This window comes from Mesorhizobium sp. M00.F.Ca.ET.216.01.1.1 (genome assembly GCF_004010325.2).
Taxonomy (GTDB): domain Bacteria; phylum Pseudomonadota; class Alphaproteobacteria; order Rhizobiales; family Rhizobiaceae; genus Mesorhizobium.
The window spans coordinates 122,156-140,368 of sequence record NZ_SADR02000017.1; the positions used below are offsets into that span (position 1 = coordinate 122,156).

Annotated in this window: 18 protein-coding genes and 1 tRNA gene; 7 read left to right on the forward strand and 12 right to left on the reverse strand. The window is 59.2% G+C overall.

Annotation, left to right across the window (positions count from 1 at the left end):
- Positions 1–3: 3 nt before the first annotated feature.
- From infA to EN859_RS21855, 7 genes are all read right to left on the reverse strand, one after another.
- On the reverse strand, positions 4–222 hold the full coding sequence (infA, locus tag EN859_RS21825; protein WP_006200926.1) for a translation initiation factor IF-1: 219 nt from the start codon (positions 220–222) through the stop codon (positions 4–6).
- Positions 223–322: 100 nt separating this feature from the next.
- Positions 323–751 carry a low molecular weight phosphatase family protein gene (locus EN859_RS21830; protein WP_281015623.1) on the reverse strand — a complete coding sequence of 143 codons (429 nt, stop codon included), beginning with the start codon at positions 749–751 and terminating at the stop codon, positions 323–325.
- A gap of 29 nt (positions 752–780) precedes the next feature.
- Positions 781–1,266, reverse strand: a complete 486-nt coding sequence (locus EN859_RS21835) for a UPF0262 family protein (protein ID WP_127854796.1) — start codon at positions 1,264–1,266, stop codon at positions 781–783.
- Positions 1,267–1,272: 6 nt separating this feature from the next.
- On the reverse strand, positions 1,273–2,565 hold the full coding sequence (gene hisD / locus EN859_RS21840) for a histidinol dehydrogenase (RefSeq protein ID WP_127854797.1): 1,293 nt from the start codon (positions 2,563–2,565) through the stop codon (positions 1,273–1,275).
- Between the two features lie 10 nt (positions 2,566–2,575).
- Entirely contained in the window at positions 2,576–3,010 is a 435-nt protein-coding gene (locus tag EN859_RS21845) for a DUF2948 family protein (protein ID WP_127854798.1), read from the reverse strand.
- 152 nt (positions 3,011–3,162) lie between these two features.
- Positions 3,163–4,455, reverse strand: a complete 1,293-nt coding sequence (gene murA, locus EN859_RS21850) for a UDP-N-acetylglucosamine 1-carboxyvinyltransferase (RefSeq protein WP_127854799.1) — start codon at positions 4,453–4,455, stop codon at positions 3,163–3,165.
- A gap of 127 nt (positions 4,456–4,582) precedes the next feature.
- On the reverse strand, positions 4,583–4,771 hold the full coding sequence (locus tag EN859_RS21855) for a hypothetical protein (protein ID WP_127854800.1): 189 nt from the start codon (positions 4,769–4,771) through the stop codon (positions 4,583–4,585).
- Positions 4,772–4,932: 161 nt separating this feature from the next.
- Here EN859_RS21855 and EN859_RS21860 point away from each other — a divergent pair.
- From EN859_RS21860 to EN859_RS21870, 3 genes are all read left to right on the forward strand, one after another.
- Positions 4,933–5,007, forward strand: a tRNA-Thr gene (locus EN859_RS21860).
- A 79-nt stretch (positions 5,008–5,086) separates the two neighbouring features.
- Positions 5,087–6,754 (forward strand): DUF6538 domain-containing protein, encoded by a 1,668-nt coding sequence (locus EN859_RS21865; protein ID WP_189502147.1) that lies wholly within the window; start codon positions 5,087–5,089, stop codon positions 6,752–6,754.
- A 487-nt stretch (positions 6,755–7,241) separates the two neighbouring features.
- Positions 7,242–8,507 (forward strand): DNA methyltransferase, encoded by a 1,266-nt coding sequence (locus EN859_RS21870; protein ID WP_127854801.1) that lies wholly within the window; start codon positions 7,242–7,244, stop codon positions 8,505–8,507.
- Here the strand turns inward: EN859_RS21870 and EN859_RS21875 are convergent.
- The 5 genes from EN859_RS21875 to EN859_RS21895 all read right to left on the reverse strand — a co-directional run bounded on the left by EN859_RS21875 (position 8,470) and on the right by EN859_RS21895 (position 13,381).
- Complete coding sequence (locus tag EN859_RS21875) at positions 8,470–10,287, reverse strand: hypothetical protein (RefSeq protein ID WP_127854802.1); 1,818 nt, start codon at positions 10,285–10,287, stop codon at positions 8,470–8,472. The genes EN859_RS21870 and EN859_RS21875 overlap by 38 nt on opposite strands.
- A 9-nt stretch (positions 10,288–10,296) precedes the next feature.
- A complete protein-coding gene (locus EN859_RS21880) occupies positions 10,297–11,367 on the reverse strand; it encodes a hypothetical protein (RefSeq protein ID WP_127854803.1) in 1,071 nt (356 codons plus the stop codon).
- Between the two features lie 20 nt (positions 11,368–11,387).
- Complete coding sequence (locus EN859_RS21885) at positions 11,388–11,648, reverse strand: hypothetical protein (RefSeq protein ID WP_127854804.1); 261 nt, start codon at positions 11,646–11,648, stop codon at positions 11,388–11,390.
- Positions 11,649–11,882: 234 nt separating this feature from the next.
- Complete coding sequence (locus EN859_RS21890) at positions 11,883–12,752, reverse strand: hypothetical protein (RefSeq protein WP_127854805.1); 870 nt, start codon at positions 12,750–12,752, stop codon at positions 11,883–11,885.
- Between the two features lie 92 nt (positions 12,753–12,844).
- Positions 12,845–13,381 (reverse strand): hypothetical protein, encoded by a 537-nt coding sequence (locus EN859_RS21895; RefSeq protein ID WP_127854806.1) that lies wholly within the window; start codon positions 13,379–13,381, stop codon positions 12,845–12,847.
- Positions 13,382–14,008: 627 nt separating this feature from the next.
- Here EN859_RS21895 and EN859_RS21900 point away from each other — a divergent pair.
- The 4 genes from EN859_RS21900 to EN859_RS21915 all read left to right on the forward strand — a co-directional run bounded on the left by EN859_RS21900 (position 14,009) and on the right by EN859_RS21915 (position 18,149).
- Positions 14,009–14,593, forward strand: coding sequence for a recombinase family protein (locus EN859_RS21900; protein ID WP_127854807.1), 585 nt, complete (start codon positions 14,009–14,011; stop codon positions 14,591–14,593).
- Between the two features lie 142 nt (positions 14,594–14,735).
- Positions 14,736–16,046 carry a hypothetical protein gene (locus EN859_RS21905; RefSeq protein WP_127854808.1) on the forward strand — a complete coding sequence of 437 codons (1,311 nt, stop codon included), beginning with the start codon at positions 14,736–14,738 and terminating at the stop codon, positions 16,044–16,046.
- Between the two features lie 143 nt (positions 16,047–16,189).
- Positions 16,190–16,876 (forward strand): hypothetical protein, encoded by a 687-nt coding sequence (locus tag EN859_RS21910; RefSeq protein ID WP_245525648.1) that lies wholly within the window; start codon positions 16,190–16,192, stop codon positions 16,874–16,876.
- 187 nt (positions 16,877–17,063) lie between these two features.
- Positions 17,064–18,149: a hypothetical protein gene (locus EN859_RS21915; protein ID WP_127854809.1), complete on the forward strand. Its 1,086-nt coding sequence runs from the start codon at positions 17,064–17,066 to the stop codon at positions 18,147–18,149.
- Positions 18,150–18,213: the final 64 nt, after the last annotated feature.

An 18,213-nucleotide genomic window follows, 5' to 3' on the forward strand; every position in this document is an offset into this window, starting at 1 on the left:
GATCTATTTGAAACGGTAGGTGATGCGGCCCTTGGTCAGGTCGTAGGGCGTCATCTCGACCAGGACCTTGTCGCCGGTCAGCACGCGGATGCGGTTCTTGCGCATACGGCCGGCCGTGTGGGCAATGATCTCGTGTTCATTTTCGAGCTTCACCCGGAACATCGCGTTGGGCAGCAGTTCCGTGACGACACCCGGAAACTCGAGGACTTCTTCCTTCGGCATTCGATACCTTTGCTTGGATGGAATTTCCAGCGCCCCGGCCGGAATTTGGGCGGAACCTATATGATAATCGCTCGCTTGTGAACATGCTTAAATCGGAGCGTTACTCGGGGTCGTCTTTTGCCTCCGGCGCTAGAAAACGGCTGGATATGCGCGCCTTAAGCCGCTCGCGCACGTCGCGATAGGCGGCCATGATCTGCTCGCGCGTGCCGCCGACATCCGTCGGGTCCGGCATCGGCCAGTACTCGACATCGACGGCGAGCGAGCGGGTAAGCTCGAGCGCGGCGTGATGCGCTTCCGGCGCCAGCGTGACGATCAGGTCGAAATAATTGTCCTCGAGATCGTCCATCATTCTCGGGTGGCGCTCGCCCAGCGACAGGCCTTCCTCGGCCAGCACGGCGTCGACGAACGGATCGCGTTCGCCGCTGCGCACGCCGGCCGAGGCAACGAAGGTCGAGGCCGGCAGCATCCGGCGCGCCAGTAACTCGGCCATCGGCGAGCGCACGGCATTCATGCCGCACACGAACAGCATAGAACGGGGCAGCGGGGCGGCAATCAGAGTTAGCCTCGCCAGTGCAGCACGCAGACCAGCGTGAACAGCCGGCGCGCCGTGTCGAAGTCGATGTCGATCTTGCCGGCGAGCCGGTCCATCAGCGTCTGCGAGCCTTCATTGTGCAAGCCGCGCCGGCCCATGTCGATCGCCTCGATATGGCTGGGCGTCGAGGTGCGGATGGCCTCGTAATAGCTTTCGCAGATCATGTAATAGTCCTTGACGATGCGCCTCAGCGGCGTCAGCGACAGGATGTGGGTGACCACGGCAGACCCATCGTCGCGCATCACCGCGAAGACCAGGCGGGATTCGGCCAGCGATAGCTTCAGCCGGTAAGGCCCGTCACCGTTGTCATTGACCGGCTGAAAGCGGTTTTCCTCGATCAGGTCGAAGATCGCCACCGCCCGTTCGTGCTCGACATCGGGCGTCGAACGGCCGATCGATTCGTCGAGTTCGACATCGATCAGCCGCGCGCGGGTTTGATCGTAGTCCGCCATAGCAGTCTAAAGGTTCAGCCGTATGGCGACGGAGCGTCCGTGCGCGTCGAGGCCTTCCGCTTTGGCCAGTGCGATGGCCGCCGGCGCCAGCGCCCGCAGTTGCTCCGGCCCGAGCTTCAGGATCGAGGTGCGCTTGACGAAATCGAGCACCGAAAGTCCGGACGAGAAGCGCGCCGAGCGCGCCGTCGGCAGCACGTGGTTGGAGCCGCCGACATAGTCGCCGATGACTTCCGGCGTATGGCGGCCGAGAAACACCGCACCGGCGTTGCGCATGCGCGCCAGGAAGGCTTCCGGCTCGTCGATGGCGAGCTCCACATGCTCGGCGGCGATGCGGTCGACCAGCGGCAGCGACGCCTCGATCCTCTGAACCAGGATCACCGCGCCAAAATCGCGCCAGCTCGCCGCCGCCGTCGCGGCGCGCGACAGCCCCTTCAACTGGCGTTCGACCGCCTGTTCGACCGCTTTGGCGAATCCGGCATCGTCGGTGATCAGGATCGACTGCGCCGACACGTCGTGTTCCGCCTGGGCAAGCAGGTCGGCGGCGATCCAGTCGGGATCGTTGCTGCCGTCGGCCACGACAAGCACTTCCGACGGCCCGGCGATCATGTCGATGCCGACGGTGCCGAACACCTGGCGCTTGGCCGCCGCGACATAGGCATTGCCCGGCCCGACGATCTTGGCGACGGGCTTTATCGTCTCGGTTCCGTGGGCAAGAGCCGCGATCGCCTGCGCGCCGCCGACACGGTAGATCTCGGAGATACCGGTCAGATCCGCCGCCACCAGCACCAGCGGATTGATGATGCCGTGGGGCGCCGGCACCGCCATGACGATGCGCTCGACGCCGGCGACGCTGGCCGGCACGGCGCTCATCAGCACCGAGCTTGGATAGCTCGCCGTGCCGCCCGGCACATAGAGCCCGACTGCCTCGATCGCCGTCCAGCGCGAGCCGAGCTCGACACCGGCAGCGTCCGTATAGCGGTCGTCCTGCGGACGCTGCCGCTCGTGATGGGCACGGATGCGGTCACGCGCGAACTTGAGCGCCTCGATTGTCTGCGGGTCGGCGGCATCGTAAGCTTGGGCGATGTCGTCTTTCGAGACGGCGATGCCGAGGCTTCTCAGGTCGGCCTGTTCGAATTTCTGCGTATAGTCGACAAGCGCCGCGTCGCCCTCGGCGCACACGCGCGTGATGATCTCGCGCACCACGGCATCGACATCGGCGGACACTTCCCGCTTGGTCAAAAGGAATGCGGCGAAGCGCTGCTCGAAATCGGCGTCGGACTGACGAAGAGTGATGGCCATCGGATGCGGCTCAGACCTTGTGGAGAGGGCGCGAGGTGGCTTCCCAGGCGCCGCCGACATCGGCAAGGCGCGCCTCGATACACTCGACATCGAGCATGATCGCGCCGCCCCCCGAAAAGATCAGCTCGACGATGCCGGCGGGCTTGTCGAGCGCGACGAAGCTGATCGCCAGCAGCGACAGCACTTCATCCGGCTTGTCGCGGGCAATGCCGCTGGTCTTGGCGCCGAGCACGCGGTCGAAATGCAGCACGCTTTGCCGCCGCTCGTTGTGCTGGCGGAAGAAACCGGATTTTGCCTCCCAGACGAAACGGTTCATGGTGATCACGAAGCGCTTGGCGGCAGGCAGGAATTCGAGGTCGGCGACCTTCATCACGGCATCCTGGACATGGGCCGAGACGATGCTCAGATCCTGATAGTCGAGCGCGACAAGCTTGAGAGCGTTCATGCGGATTTCGCACCTGAAAGTTGATGGTTCAACCTTCTGTTAGTGCATGATCCCGAAAAGTGGAAACCGGTTTTCGGAAAAGATCATGCTCAAGCAGGAATCTGGCGGTCTTTCCGGTCCGCGCAACCGCGCCACAAGTCCAGCGAATTTGCCTAGCCGGAAATCCGCTCGATCACCGCGCCGCAGCCGGACAGCTTTTCTTCCAGCCGCTCGAAGCCGCGGTCGAGATGATAGACCCGGTTGACCGTGGTCTCGCCTTCGGCTGCCAGGCCGGCGATGACCAGCGACACCGAAGCGCGAAGATCGGTCGCCATCACAGGCGCGCCCTTCAATTTTGCAACGCCGTCGACGATCGCCGTCTGGCCGGACAGCGTGATGTGGGCGCCAAGCCGGGCGAGCTCCTGAACATGCATGAAGCGGTTCTCGAAGATCGTTTCGGTGATGCGCGACTTGCCCTTGGCCATCGTCATCAGCGCCATGAACTGCGCCTGCAGGTCGGTCGGGAATTCCGGGAACGGCGCCGTCGTCACGTCGACCGGCGCAATCCCGGCGCCGTTGCGCCTGACGCGGATGCCGGAATTGGTCGGCGTGATCTCGGCGCCGGTCTGCGAAATCACGTCCAGCGCGGTCTGCAGAAGGTCGGGGCGAGCGCCCTCGAGCACGACATCGCCGCCGGTCATCGCCACCGCCATGGCATAGGTGCCGGTCTCGATGCGGTCGGGTATGACCCTGACGCGGGCACCGGACAGCGCTTCGACGCCGTCGATGGTGATGGTCGAAGTGCCGGCGCCGGAAATCTTGGCGCCCATGGCGTTGAGGCATTCAGCAAGGTTGACGATCTCTGGCTCGCGGGCGGCGTTTTCGAGAACCGTTTCGCCCTTGGCCAGCGCCGCCGCCATCATCAGCACATGGGTGGCGCCAACCGACACTTTCGGGAACACATAGCGGTTGCCGACAAGACGGCCGTTCCTGGTCTTGGCGATGACATAGCCGGTGTCGACATCGATATCGGCACCCAGCGCCTGAAGGCCCTCCAGGAAAAGATCGACGGGGCGCGTGCCGATGGCGCAGCCGCCAGGCAGCGACACCTTGGCCTCGCCCATACGGGCAAGCAGCGGGCCGATCACCCAGAAAGAAGCGCGCATCTTAGACACCAGTTCGTAAGGCGCCGTCGTATCGACGATGTTGCGGGCGGAGAAATTGATGGTGCGCGAATAGCCTTCCTGCTGCTTTTCGCGGCGGCCGTTGACCGAATAGTCGACGCCGTGATTGCCGAGGATGCGGATCAGCTGCTCGACATCGGCCAGGTGCGGCACGTTTTCCAGGGTCAGCGTGTCGTCGGTCAAAAGCGAGGCGATCATCAGCGGCAGCGCGGCATTTTTTGCGCCCGAGATCGGAATGCTTCCGGCAAGCTTGTTGCCGCCGACAATTCTGATGCGATCCATTAGAGAATGTCCCCTCGGCCGGATGGCCGTCTTTCAATCGGTTGAGTATGGTCCGGCCCGTCTAGACCATTGGCCGGCTTGGTTCAAGAAATAGGATTTTCCACGCACCAAGAGTGGCTGATGCGGCTCAATCCTTTTGCCCGTCCTTCGAAGCGCCGAGCCCGTCCGGCCGCTGGTCGGCCCCGCCGGTCCGCCGCGAGCGAGACTGCGCTTTGCGCTTCTGCAGATTGGCGCGCAGTTGCTCTGCGAGCCGCTGCTTGCGGTCCGTGCCGCCCTTTTTCGATGGAATTGTCTTGTCGTTCGGCTTGTTGCCCATTGTCCCGTCCCGGCTGGCCATCGGCCGATACGCTGCTCAGGGATAGCCAACATTGTGGCACCGCCATGTCCTGAAAACTCTTCTGGCACAGGCTTGCACAGATGCCTCGCGCTTGGCCTTGCGCTTGCCGGTTCGATATGGCAGAAGCCCCGCCATCGGAGGCTGCGGTAGCTCAGTGGTAGAGCACTCCCTTGGTAAGGGAGAGGTCGAGAGTTCAATCCTCTCTCGCAGCACCAGCCCAAACCATTGTTTGGAAACAACTATCTGACTTTCTTGGTCTTTTCGCCGCCTGTCTGGTACACAGGGGTGGTACACATGAGTTTGAGAATGCCTGGACCTTGGAAGCATCCGAAGACCGGTGTCTATTACCTTCGGCAACGCGCACCGACTGATTTGAAGAATACGCCGATGGCTGGACAGGTAACAATTCCTGTCGGCGGCACCGTTAAGACGGTGAAAGCGGGCGCAATCGTCAAGGTCAGCCTCGACACGAAAGATCCCTCAGAAGCAAAGAGCCGCTACCGTGACGCCGATGCTGCCTTGCACGAGTTTTGGCAGCGCCGCAGGGAGGGTCCGCAGCCCCTTACGCAGAAGCAAGTGCAGGCACTCGCGGGCATCCTCTACGTCCGCTTGGTCGACATGATGGATAGTGAGCCCGGTGAGGAGGGGATTTGGACACAAGTCCTTCGATTGAACAAAGGCAAGAGGGAGAGGGGTGAACTGGACCCCTGGTTCGGCCCCTCTGTCGATGCGTTGTTTGCCGAGCAGGGGGTCAACACCGATCCATTGAGTCGGACCCGCGTCGTCCACGCGACCTTCACCGCGATCCAACTTGCCGCCGAAGCGAACCTTCGTAAGGCTCAAGGTGACTATTCGCCAGACGATGCACGAAAGCGGTTCCCCGCTTGGGCTGCCGAGCCGAAGCAAGTTGCAGAGGCCCCACGGGCGGCTGGCGACATGGACCTGTTTGCTCTCTTGGATCACAAGTTTGCTACCCAAAGTCGCAAGGCGAAGACCAAGGACGACTATGCCCGCGATCTCGGCAAGTTCGTCGCGAGCAGTGGACACCGTGATGCCCGAGACGTGACCAAGGACGATGTTCGGAAATGGCGTGACGAATTGATAGGCGAGGGGCTTTCGCCGTCAAAGATCAACGGCAAGTGCCTGGCCGCCTTGAGCGCGGTCCTGACCCACGGAGTGAAGGAGTTCAACCTCACGACGAACGTTGCACGCGGCATTCGCGACGGAAGAAAGGGAGCCGCCCCTGTCCGGTCGAAGGGTTACACCGCCGAGGAAGCCAAGGCTATCCTGTCAGCTACCTTTCGAGGGAGCCCAAAAGGCATCTCAATGCCCCACAAACGGGCGCTGTTCTGGGTGCCGTGGATTTGCGCCTATACGGGGCTTCGGGTCACAGAGATCACTCAATTGCGCGGCGTGAGCGTCCGGCACGAAGAGAACACGCCCTATTTCTTCATCACGCCTGAGGATGGTTCCACCAAGAGCGACAAAGCTTGGATGACTGCCGTCCACCCACACCTTGTCGAACTGGGCGTACTGGAGATGTTCAAGGAGGTAGGCGACGGACCTGCATTCTACGTTCCCTATCCTGATGGAACGGACCTAACCAAACTGACAGGCAAACCCCGCTCGCATGAAGCCGGAACAAGGGTCGGCGATTGGATTACAAAGGAATTGGGTATTCAGGCACCAGGAGGTAAGCCAAACCACGCTTGGCGGCACCTGTTCACAACGCTTTCGCGCGCCCATGACATGGACAAGCAGACTCGGGACTTCATGCTCGGAAGCGGCCCCGAGGACGCTCGCGAAGGGTATGGCGATTGGCCGCCAAGTGCGTTGTCCCGAGAAATCAAGAAGCTTCCTCGCTTGGAGGTCGATGAAACGGAGTGGCGTCCGTCAAACGAGCGTGTTTCGCCCCAACCGGTTCGCATTGCAGGCGTCACAGGTGGTCGAGGGCGAAGTTAGGCTATTATCCAAGCACTACCTCAACCGCCTGCGATTGGCTGGCGTCACCAAGTCGGACCAAGACAGCGTTCTTGGGCACTCCTCGGGCAGTGTTGGAGAGGACTACGGCGGGGATGAGGCCCGGCTTGAGGTGGCCAGACGGGCACTGGAGAAGGCGCTGCAGGCGACCTAGCGACCGACCCAATAGCCTTCAATCCGCGCCTCGTCATCCTAACACCTTGCGGCACCGCATGGAGGATTTGCTGGTGATTTGTTGGGTTCCCGTCCAGTTCTGGACCGGGACCGGTTTCAGAGACGGGCATCGTGCACGCCGTGCAAAGACAAAGGCTGATAACGCATTGCAGATGTCACCGTGTTACTTTAAGCCTGGTCCCAGCTTATCCCTCAAACACCGACAAGATTGGCAATTGGCTAGGTCATCAGCCTTGTGAAAAAGGCTTCGGCCATCTTAAGCCTTTGTTGACCATAACCGGCCAAAGCTACGCGCGTGAATGAGACCGTACAGCCAACTTTCGTGGACCTGGATGGCGACGCCGAGGCGGCGCTGATCGCCGGTGCGCGCTTTGCCGAACCTGTGAAGGGTCTAACCCACGGCTTCTACAAATACCCTGCCAGGTTCTCACCTGCTTTCGTCCGCGCTGCGATCGACGTTTTTACAGAGCCAGGTGACACGGTTCTCGACAATCATGTCGGTGGCGGCACGACAGTCGTCGAAGCGGTCGCCTCGGGGCGGCACGCTGTCGGCGTCGACATTTCGAGCTTGGCTGAGTTCGTATCATCCGTGAAGGCTACCGTATTCTCCGAAGCAGAACTCGACGTGCTGGCCGAATGGGCGACAAAGGCCCCAAATGCTATCGACCTACGCAAGCAAAGCATTCACTTCGGCCACTACGCAGAGCTTGGGTACTACAAGCACCTCCAACACAAGTCGCGCTGGCGCCTTCGAAAGGCGATCGAACAGGGAATGGCCGCTGCTATCTCGCTCGCCCAGCCAAATCTCGAAGCCTTTGGGCGATGCGCCGTTCTCCGTACTGCCCAATGGGCACTAGATGGGCGAAAGCAACTGCCTACGATCGGCGAGTTCCGAGAGTGCCTCGGAGTTACGGCCACAGCAATGGTCGCGGGCGCTAGGGCGTTGCGTACAGCTTCCGAGGCCCACGGCGCACCGACTAACGCTCTGATAGTCAATCGCTCCGCCGCCGGACTTGAAGACGATGTGCGCCTAGCCAACATTCGCCCCAAATTAGTCGTGACTTCTCCGCCCTACCCGGGTGTGCATGTTCTGTACCATCGTTGGCAGGTGGATGGACGAAAGGAGTCTGCACTACCCTTTATGATCGCAAAGCGGCTCGACGGCAGCGGCGCCGCCTATTACACGATGGGAGACCGCAAAGCGGCTGACCAACTGAATTATTTCAAGAACATTAAGGCTAGCATGGGATCAGTTGCTGCAGTCGCTAATCACGACACTATCATTGTCCAAATGGTAGCGTTTGGCGACGCGGCACGGCAACTTCCAAGATACCTTGCGGTCATGGCAGAGATCGGCCTTGAAGAGCTGTTGCTCCCGTCCCTGCAAGGGGAGCGAGATGGACGCTTGTGGCGGGCAGTCCCCGGCCGCCGTTGGTATAGCCGCCAGAGGGGAGAGACCCCAGCGTCGCAAGAGGTCGTGCTAATCCACCGGAAGAAGACGCACGGATGTGAGTCGCCACAGGTTATCGCGACACTTCCATTAGCTTCACCAGAGTCATAGCCACCCGCTGAATCTCGGCGCGACGGCGTTCCTCGGCGCTGTCGAAATCGCCCTCTTTGTCGTCAAGGGTCGACTGATACATTTGATAAAGGTGATAGGCGACGTGCGAGTTGTACTTGGTGCGGCGCCTATCAATCTCACCTTCAGTGATCCCCTTTGCGACGAGAAACTTGTTGTAATCCTTAAAGACGGCCATGTCGGTGTTGATGATCAAAATGAGGGGCGCCTTATCCGTGGGCTCCCGAAAGTAGCCCGGATCGTCGTCAGTCCAAGGCTTTCCGCCCCAACATTCTTCCGAATAGTCATCGCGCGTAATGTATCGGAGGTCATAGGGGGGCCGTCTGATCGATCCAAAGGGGACATTACTATCGATGAGCCGGGGCGCCAGCGGTATAGGCTTCTCGGGCGCCTCGACCACGTCTGCAAGGAAGTCTGTCGACAACGTGGCCTCATTCGGGCCGATTGCGGTGACCTCGATCCAAAGAGAGTCACCCGCGTTCCAAATCGGATCTGGGGAGATCAGAAGCCCAAACCGGCCCGAAGTCGGGTCTGAAAAGCTGTATTTCAGCGTGCCGGCTCCTTCTATAAGACGCGCCTTCAAGTGCCATGCTGCCGGGTCGCCGGAAAGAAGCTGGTCCTTGCCGTCCCACCGCAACCCGACGTGCGTGTCCGCCGCGCCACGCTGCACGCGGATTGGAAGGCGTGACGTGACACGGAGCTTCGTGGGGACATCGAGAAGGATAGGCACAGGCGCGGGCCTTTCAGGAGCTACAACCACGCGCATTTCGAGTTGGCGCGGCTCCTTGATGCCATTAAATGTAGCCGTGACCGTAAGCGTCGCCCTAATGGGGTAGTCAGCCTCCACCTCTGGCTTCTCCCGGAAGAGCAGAGAGATTTTGCCCCGGTCGTCCAGGCGTTCCTTCTTGATTTCGAGTTCGGGAACTGTGCGGTCGGGTAAGACGTCGAACTGCGCAAGAGCCGACCAATGGCCCGCCGGCTGCGACAGAATAATCACGTCGCGAGGATGATTGGGTTGGAGGCGGATAGCCGAGGCGCTCGGTTTCGAAATTAGGACGGGGAAGTCTGCAATTGCTCCGCGATCGGGCTGGAGCAGCACCACGACACCTCCTGTCGCAGTTGACGTCTGTCCGAGATCGTCACCGTTGCCTCCCGCCGCCGCTCCTGCTCCCGAGAGGTTGTGCCAGCCGTGATCGTGATGGGAGTTGATAAGCTGGTCCAACGTATTCTTGACCTTCTCATCGCCTGCGCTGAGTTCAGATACTTGTCGCTCTGCTTCCTCCTCCAGGCGGACCAGGTCCGGGTCTTGTTTCAGTGTGGCTATTATCCGCTTCTGCATGGCGTTCCACACGTCCCCGCGATAGAAACCCTGGCGCGATCCTTGCATAAGGCGGCCAATCGCCGATTGAGCGAGTCCGTCGACATCAACCGCAATCATCATGCGGTTCCGCAAATACTTAAACCCAAGTTCTTGAATGATGAATGTGTTGTCGAGGGACTCTTGCCGCTGCCCGTTGACCAGGAAGACACAGCATCGCTTTCCTCCCTTGCTGGTTTCGAGGTAGCTCCCAAGTGGGGTCAGGGATTTGTCGAGAGCGAATTGTTCGTCGGATGCCGCGTCAAGTGGAACGACCGGTGTATCCTCGGCGTCCTTCTTCTTGCTCTTTGCCGGGAGTACCGTCACGCGGATGTCGATCGTCCCCATGTCAATGCCATGTAAGTCGTCGAACAACGATTGTTGATAAGCTACGGCTTCTTCCATAGCATTCTCCTATACCACCGGTTGCATTCTGAAGGACTTATTCAATGCTACGCGGGGGTCAGCCCCCTTGACTTGGCGTGCGAGGCGATAGGCCGTGCCAAGCATTTGCTCGGGCTTATCCTTTAAAGCGAACAGGTCGTAGGGCAGGATCGGGTTGAACAGGACGTGGTTGAGGGCTTGGTAAAGCAAATGGGAAATGGCCGCTGCTGAGCCGCCAAAATCGTATTTCACATGAGCAAAGTGGCTTCCCTGGTCAAAGCCTGCAGCGTCGGCAACGATCGCGTCAAATCGTGGAGCCTCACCCTCCGGGCCTTCTGCAAGGTAAGCATAGTATGGGTCCCGACGGTTGGCGGGTACGACTTGCCTTACAATGGTCCATCCAACCCCGGCATCTTCGCCTGGCTGGCGGATGGCCGCCGCCCTGCGGGTGAGAATGACCGAGTACTCGGAAGCTGAGTACGCGGACGAACCGCCCTGCCCGAAGACACCAATCAAATACGGCTTCTCGGCCTTGTCCGTTTGGCCCAATGAAAGAAGCGTCTCGTGCATAAGCGCGGGGACTTGGCCCATCCCCCGGTCGCGTACCGTGACAGCGAACTGCTTGGTTGAGTTATCGTGGTCGAGCCTGACGAAGAGCCGTTTTCTAATCTCCAAGACACGTTCTTGGGCCGAGCTTCGTTCAGCTTGGTCCAGGCGATCAAGGGAATCGAGTCGGGGCAACCCGAAATAGCGAAACGCGGCGTCACGAGGAGTGGCTGGAGCCTTCGCGTCAGGGTCTTTTTGAAGCTCCTCCAGGCGGGCCAACTCGACGATCGCCTCCATGCCATTAACAAGCCGCTCCGCTATAGGATTTGTCGGCTCTCCTGCCAGCTTGATACGACCGCCATTTCCTCTATCTCTTCCCACGGGGACCCAATGGAGGTGTCCAGGCAGCCACGTGCCGATCCGCTTGTCACGATAGTCCCATTGATACATATCGAGGGACTGAACCGGGAGGCTTGAGATGATCGCCTCCACCTGCATCGTGGTTCGGGCCACGAGAAGCCGATTCAGTAAATCCAGGTCATTTGCAGCCGTCACCGACCCCTCCTATTTGAGCCTCACAATTTGAAATCGACCTCGTCCTTTCCACCGGTCGACATCATTCGAGCCTCCAGCGCGTCTACCTCTTTTGTCAGCGCCTTCACGATCTTTTTGACATCTGCTTCGGTGTACTCGTAGGCATTTTTGTTCGCCAATTTAGCAATTACCTTTATCATTCTGATCGCGTTCTTCGTGCGATTCTCGGCCAATTCGACGAATTTGAGCCGCTTTGCGCCACTGGTTTTCTCTCTCAAATTTTCCGCCGTTTTGTCCAGCATTTTGTCCAGCCATTTCGTTGAGATTTTCTAATTCCATACTCCATAATTTCTCCTCTAAATTATACAACAAATGGAGTCAAGGAATGATTGTCCGAGACCAGCGCGGGATGGCAATCCCTTACAATTCCTCATCCCTCCACTAGCGACACCTTAAGGAGCTGCCGTCCTTGCGCCGGCGGGTTTAGTGTCTCGGCATGTACGTGCTGGGGGCACAGACCGCACCATCACCGATGCCTAGCTGCCCATGGTCCGAAGGGCGGGGTGAGGAATCTCTAGCCTAGGTCTATTCGTGACCAACGCTGAGTTTGTGTTCTGCCTCTCGCCAAATCTTTCGTGTTCAACCTTTAGGCGACCTGAACCTCGGGCCGTAACGATCTCTGCATCACTGACCAGCGGAAACACAAACTCGGGTTTGAGCACTAGCGCACCGGATACCTGCCTCTCGCCTGCCAACTGATAAGTGGAGAACATTGGCGGTATGAGACGGGCGAAATCTGCAAACGACACCATCATCGCGACGTTGCGAAACACGCCGGACGCAAAGATTGCATCATGGGTGCCGAGGCCGCTGTCCATGCCTAGTGACCAATCATGCAGACCAGGATCGTTTCGATGCGCCAGCGCCATGGCTACAACCAGACTACCTCGTATGCCTTGAATTGAATCCTTACCGATCACCCGCTCACGCAGACTAAACTTGCTTGAGTATCTCGCCTCGGAACGATGGAAATTGAAAGCGTTCCAGGCAAGCCCTTCGAACTTCCAAAGCCATCTCACAAGCAGCTCGCACTCAGGGTCAGTCACACTTTGTCCAACCGAGATACGCGGCAGCAGCTCCGACATCGGACCTTCGAGGTCGTGGCCGAACGCACTGTTGCAGTCAGCGCATAACGGTATTTGCACGGCCTCAGCGGGCAAGTCCTTCCCAAGCCAAGAAACCGGTTCTTTCGTCGCTTCGGCAAATCGAATAAGCCATCTTGGCCAGAAGTGCTCTTTGTTGCGATTCAAGTTGGCCTTCTCGCAGGCCAGGCAACGGTACTTGGCTGAGTTCAAGCCAGCCCGCAGTATTGACGCATTTTTGCGCCGCTCCAATCGGTTTGACATGATCGTCCCCCCAGAACTACCTACCATCACCAAGCTACCTTGGAAACTGCCGCGAGGCGGGCCTGAGATCGGCGGCGCCCCCGGCGAGAGGATCAGGTAGCTGGTCGCCTGAGGTCGACGATGAAGTTGCTCCCGGCCTCCGCGCCATAGTTCATTGCGGCAATGCCCGTGACCGTGAAAACGATCCCCAACGGAAACAACACAGCAAGCAACACCACCGCTATACCAAACAGCAGCCAAGCGTGGCGCACTAAGTATGGCATGAGACCGACAGCAATTAGGAGCTTCATCTCCATGTTCCAGACCGAGCCGAGGATGCGCCCAATGATAGGGATCACTTCGTTCAACGATTGCTCCACCCGCCGGAAGTCGCTCGGCTCGGCCACGGGCTGCTCGACATGGTCTGGAGTTGCCTGAGCGACGATCACCACTGGGTCCCGCTCCGAGCCGGTCGGCGGCGTTTCCGCACTTGTCCATTTTGCCGGCATCAGCCACCCGATAACGAAGCCAATGGGGCCGAAGACGAATGCCCCACTCACTGCGTCACCCAATGCAGCGACACCCGTGCTGAGGCCGATAAAGTATCCTAGCCCGCCGAATATGAGGCCGCGCGATAAACGGTTGTTCATGAGAGACCTCCAAGTCGTGTTGGCACAGACTTTGGCTGCCTGCCGTTCCAATTGTGGTGAAAGGTGAGTTGTAACTCCTGGCTCCGGTGATGCCCTCTTTAGCGAGCGCGACGAGTCGAGTCCTCGGCAGCACGCTGTAAGTGTCACTCTTAAACCAGGCCAAAATATCTGGAGAAATCGTATTTGACCCCAATCGGATACTCGGCAGTGGGCGACTACCCCCGTACCCCCTTCGACGCCACGTCAACCCACCCTCAGGAACGCCTAGACAGCCTCGCTTCACCCAGCGGTGACACGCCAGAGCCGTTTGTTGGGTGCGGCTGAGCATGCACCCTCGCGCGACCAAACGTGGGCTGGTGGTGGCAATGGTTGGTTTCCCGTCTCTAGGAGCAGATTTGCAACCTGAAGGAACTGTTGGCTCCTGGTCATGCGTCATGATCTTTCACGTGTTGTCGCCTACGACCTTCTGAGTCAGTCGACGGGAGAATGCAAGTGTCGACGTCCACATGGGCAGGGTCCACCGGACGTCCGGCCAAGCACCTTGTTCTATGTCCAGAAGAATGGGTGTTGACATTTGGACGACTCTGACTCACAAGCCTAGATGCTATTGGACATCGGAGGCTTGGTATGCAAATCGGGTACGCAAGAACGTCGACTGAAGAGCAGGTGGCAGGGCTGGAGGCGCAGGTACGTGATCTCCAGGCTGCCGGTTGCGAAGAGGTCTACTCGGAGCAGATATCGGCCTTGGGGAAGCGCGAGGAACTGGAACGCGCCCTCAAGTTCTTACGCAAAGGCGATACGCTTGTGATCACCAAGATCGACCGACTGGCACGCAACACACGCACGTTGGGGGAAATCGTCGATGGCCTCCATGAGCGCGGTATTGGGCTGAAGGTGCTGCAATTCGGCAATGAAACGCTCGACACGACAGGAGCCTATGGACGACTAATGCTGAACATGTTCGCGGCCTTCGCTGAGTTCGAGCGCGACCTGATGAAGGAGCGTCAGAAGGAGGGGATCGCCAAGGCCAGGGCGGAGCAGAAGTACAAAGGTCGCAAGCCCACGGCACGAGCCAAGGCCGGTGAAGCCGTGATGCAGTTCCAGCAGGGGAAGACGGTGTCGGAAGTGGCCAAGGCGGTTGGCATTGGCAGGGGTTCAGTGTATCGGGCACTTGCGGCGGCCGGCATCAATCCGACCCCGCCTTCTCAATGACTCAAACGCGGCCATAGAGGGCCGTACAGAGTCACGGGACAAAGCCGAGTCCCTCAACTGCCCCGCGCCGTGCCGCCATTCCTTGGCCCTCTGTGTGGCCGTAGGAGAGGGGTGGCCATTTTGACGAATTGGAAGTTCGCTGTTGGACCAGATTTCCCCGCTTGTCACCACGCCAGACGACGAAGATGACGAACGAGATCGCCCGTTCAACGCCTATCGGTTCGCCGCATCCGATAACGCCAAGGGCATCGTCGCGGAAGCTATCAAGCTGCTCCTGGACTACGAGAAGCGTTCTGGGCTGGCGAAGAACAAGCGCCGCGCCGTAGACCAGGAAACATTCGACCTGACCGTGGACGCGATCCTGTCCGACCTGATGCGCCATCATCTCGTCGAATATCCCGCCGACATCTATGTCACCCGCTCCAACAGGGTCTTGGGAACGAAGAGTCGGTATAGGCCGCGAGCATACAGCAAGGTCTTTCCACGCGTCCTGGACCTCCTAGCCAAGCCCGAGTTGGGTTATGTGTCCCAGGACAAGGCCGCTCCGATACTTGGAGGTTCCAAATCGACGGTTATCCGACCAGGTCCGACCCTGCTGGCGCGAATGGATGACGGCGACATCTCCACTGAAGACCTCGACGAACATGCGTATGGCGAGACCATCATCCTCAAGCGATTGAAGGACGCTGACAATTATTGGGACGAAGGCGGCTTGGAGCAGTATGACGACACCCCCACCACGGGGCGTTACCGTCACGAGCTTGATACGATCAACCAGTGGCTGGCTGCGGCCGATCTCCAGTATGATCGCCGGGGCATTCCGTGGCCGCACACGTCCTTCGACATCGGCGACAGACGGTTACGCCGCATCTTCACCCAGGCACGGTTCACTAGTGGCGGGAGGATGTTCGGGGGTTTCTGGCAGCAACTGCGGAAGCATGAGCGACGGCAAGGGCTCCGGATTGGAGGAGAGAAGGCCGTGGAGTTGGACTACGGTCAAGTAGGCCCCCGCATCCTGTACGGCATGGCAGGCCACCTCCCAGCCACCAACGACCTCTATTTCATGCACGGATACAATCAGCAGAGACATGGCATCAAGAAAGTGATGAGCGCCATGATCTTTGCTGGGGAACGGCTCGATCGGTTCCCGAAGGACACGAGGAAGCTCTTTCGACGCGGGGACAGGATCGGCGCGGTGGTCGAGGCCATCGAAGCCAACCACCCGCTGATCAAGGATCATTTCCACAAGGGCCTTGGTCACGATGCTCAATTCGTCGAGAGCAGCATCCTTGTCGACGTTCTCCTTGAACTTCGAGCCAAGGGCGTTGTGGCCTTGCCGATCCATGACGCGGTGATGGTGCCAGCTTCCAAGGTGTCGATGACCAAGGAGGTTATGCTCCGTGTGTTCGACGCTCATGCCCATGTTCAGGGCACTGTTACGGTTGAAGGCTAAGGGAGGGACTTCGTCCCTGTACTGGGTCCCATCAACCCTCATCTGCATGTTAGGCTATCTCTACTCCTACCCAGGTAGCTCCTTCACTCACTGCTCGGTACCCTTAATGGGAAACCTACGGAACACCTAAGAGGGACTCGAGATTGACGAACTGGGCCAAGAAGCGCGAGCGGAGGAACGAGGTCAAAGCCCGTGCTGCCGAGCCGAGCAGCATGTTCTCGCGCTGCCGTGTTGTAGGCTGCGGAAAGCCCGCCCGTTCTGGCACAGAGGACGGTCTGGACACGCGCTTTTGCCGACACCACTCCGACCACTACGCGCGTCATGGAAGCCCTTACAAGCGCTCCTACACCGCAAAGGAACTCGCACCTTACCGCAGGGCAGCGGTCGGGTGGCTGGAGGCGAACGCCGAGGATCAATGGGTGCGCAATGCTATTGATCGCGTGAACACGCTCTACAGCACCGCCGGGCCCCATATTGAGGCGTTCAGGCTGCGCGGGCTGTCTCCTGAGGCTCGGGCCAAGGCCGGCTGGGCGAGGCTGCGCAAGGCCGCCGTGGACCCGCGAGGGGTGGTTGCTGCATGGCTTGCCGTCGAGATCGCCATCCGCGATGACCCACAAGCCGAGACCAAGGCAGAGTTCAAGCGGGTGCAGGCCGCGAAGCTCGTCCACAAGATGGCGTCGGGAACGCACAAGCGATGGGGTGATGGTCCGGGTACGAAGGAGTTGCATGTTTACCCGAGATCGCGCGGACGAGTCTTACGGCACATCGGCGAGGCGCTGGAGCAAGCCACAGAACTCCTCGTCCAACATCACGGAGCCGATCTTTCCTGACCGCAGCAGGACTTGCGAAGGAGGTCAAGGATGGAGGAGCTTCTTTGGATCCCACGCGACGATGCCGTCCGTCTCACGGCGACCAAATCCGAAACCTCACTGGTCCGAATGCTAAGGAGGCGTTGACGGCTTCCGGATACCGCAAAACATAGGTAACCTCATTAGATAGGCAACAAAGGGGGGCTACATGGCAGATGCGGAGGAAGTTGCAAAACTGCTCGCATACGAATTTCTGAGGGAAGGGCGTTATAGTGCGGCGCACGGGCCAGTTGAGGTTAGATCACTGGCCCAAGCCGTTGCTGTCGCCGATGCGGACGAGGTTATTGAAGAAGCCCGAGAAAGCTTCGGCGGCATAGTTGTACAATCAGTAGGCTACGAAGTGGGGAAGGATAATCCGAGCGTTCACATTTATCTGATGAATGGCTCACAGAAGTTAATTAAGTCACTTCCAAAATCTGTAGACGGCGTTCCGATCAAAGGGCACAGAATGGGGCCAGTCACTGTTCGCCCCGATGCAGCATCGAGTTCGACAAACCATGGATATTTGTTTGAACGCAACAATCGTATAGCGTGCGGAAGCTCCTGCGCACCGACATCCGAAAGCTCAACGGGCACTTTAGGCGCGCTTGTACGTCGCAACGGCTCTCAAAACATCTACCTACTGTCGAACAACCATGTTTTGGCTGGGTGCAACCACGTTCCGAGTGGCCAACCGGTCCTTTCCCCAAGTAGCTCTGATGGTCGCCCTACCATGCGAGCGCCCGGCGAAGTAGGTCGGCACGAACTCATCCATGAATTGCGAAGTGGCGACCCGAACTTCGTCAACCCTTGCGACTCGGACTTGGCGCTCGCTCGTGCAACAAATCCTGCATTGCTAACCTCTTGGCAGGGCGATGTTGCTGATGGGTACGACACGCCCACCAACACATCGACGCCACTATCAGGAATGGCAGTTAAGAAGTTCGGGCGAACGACTGGGCTGACAAGGGGATTTGTAGAGGCACTGGTCCCCACGCCGATCCCCATTGGATACAATTCGAAGAATTTCAAAGGCGTTGTCTGGTTTCAAGATGTCTGGACTGTCCACAGCACCACAGACGCCTTCGCCCTCCCGGGCGATTCGGGAAGCCTCGTGGTAACTGAGGATGGGAGTGCGGCCGTCGGCTTAGTCTTCGCAGCAAGCCGAAATGGGGACTATGCATGGATCATTCCTATGCCTTCCATCGTTAACTCGTTTGGCGGGCTCGCTTTGGTAGGTGGCCACGGAATATGAGAACAGACCCTCTAACTGCCGCTAGACGGCTCGACGAGAGGCTTCGGGGGGAGCCTTGGTATTT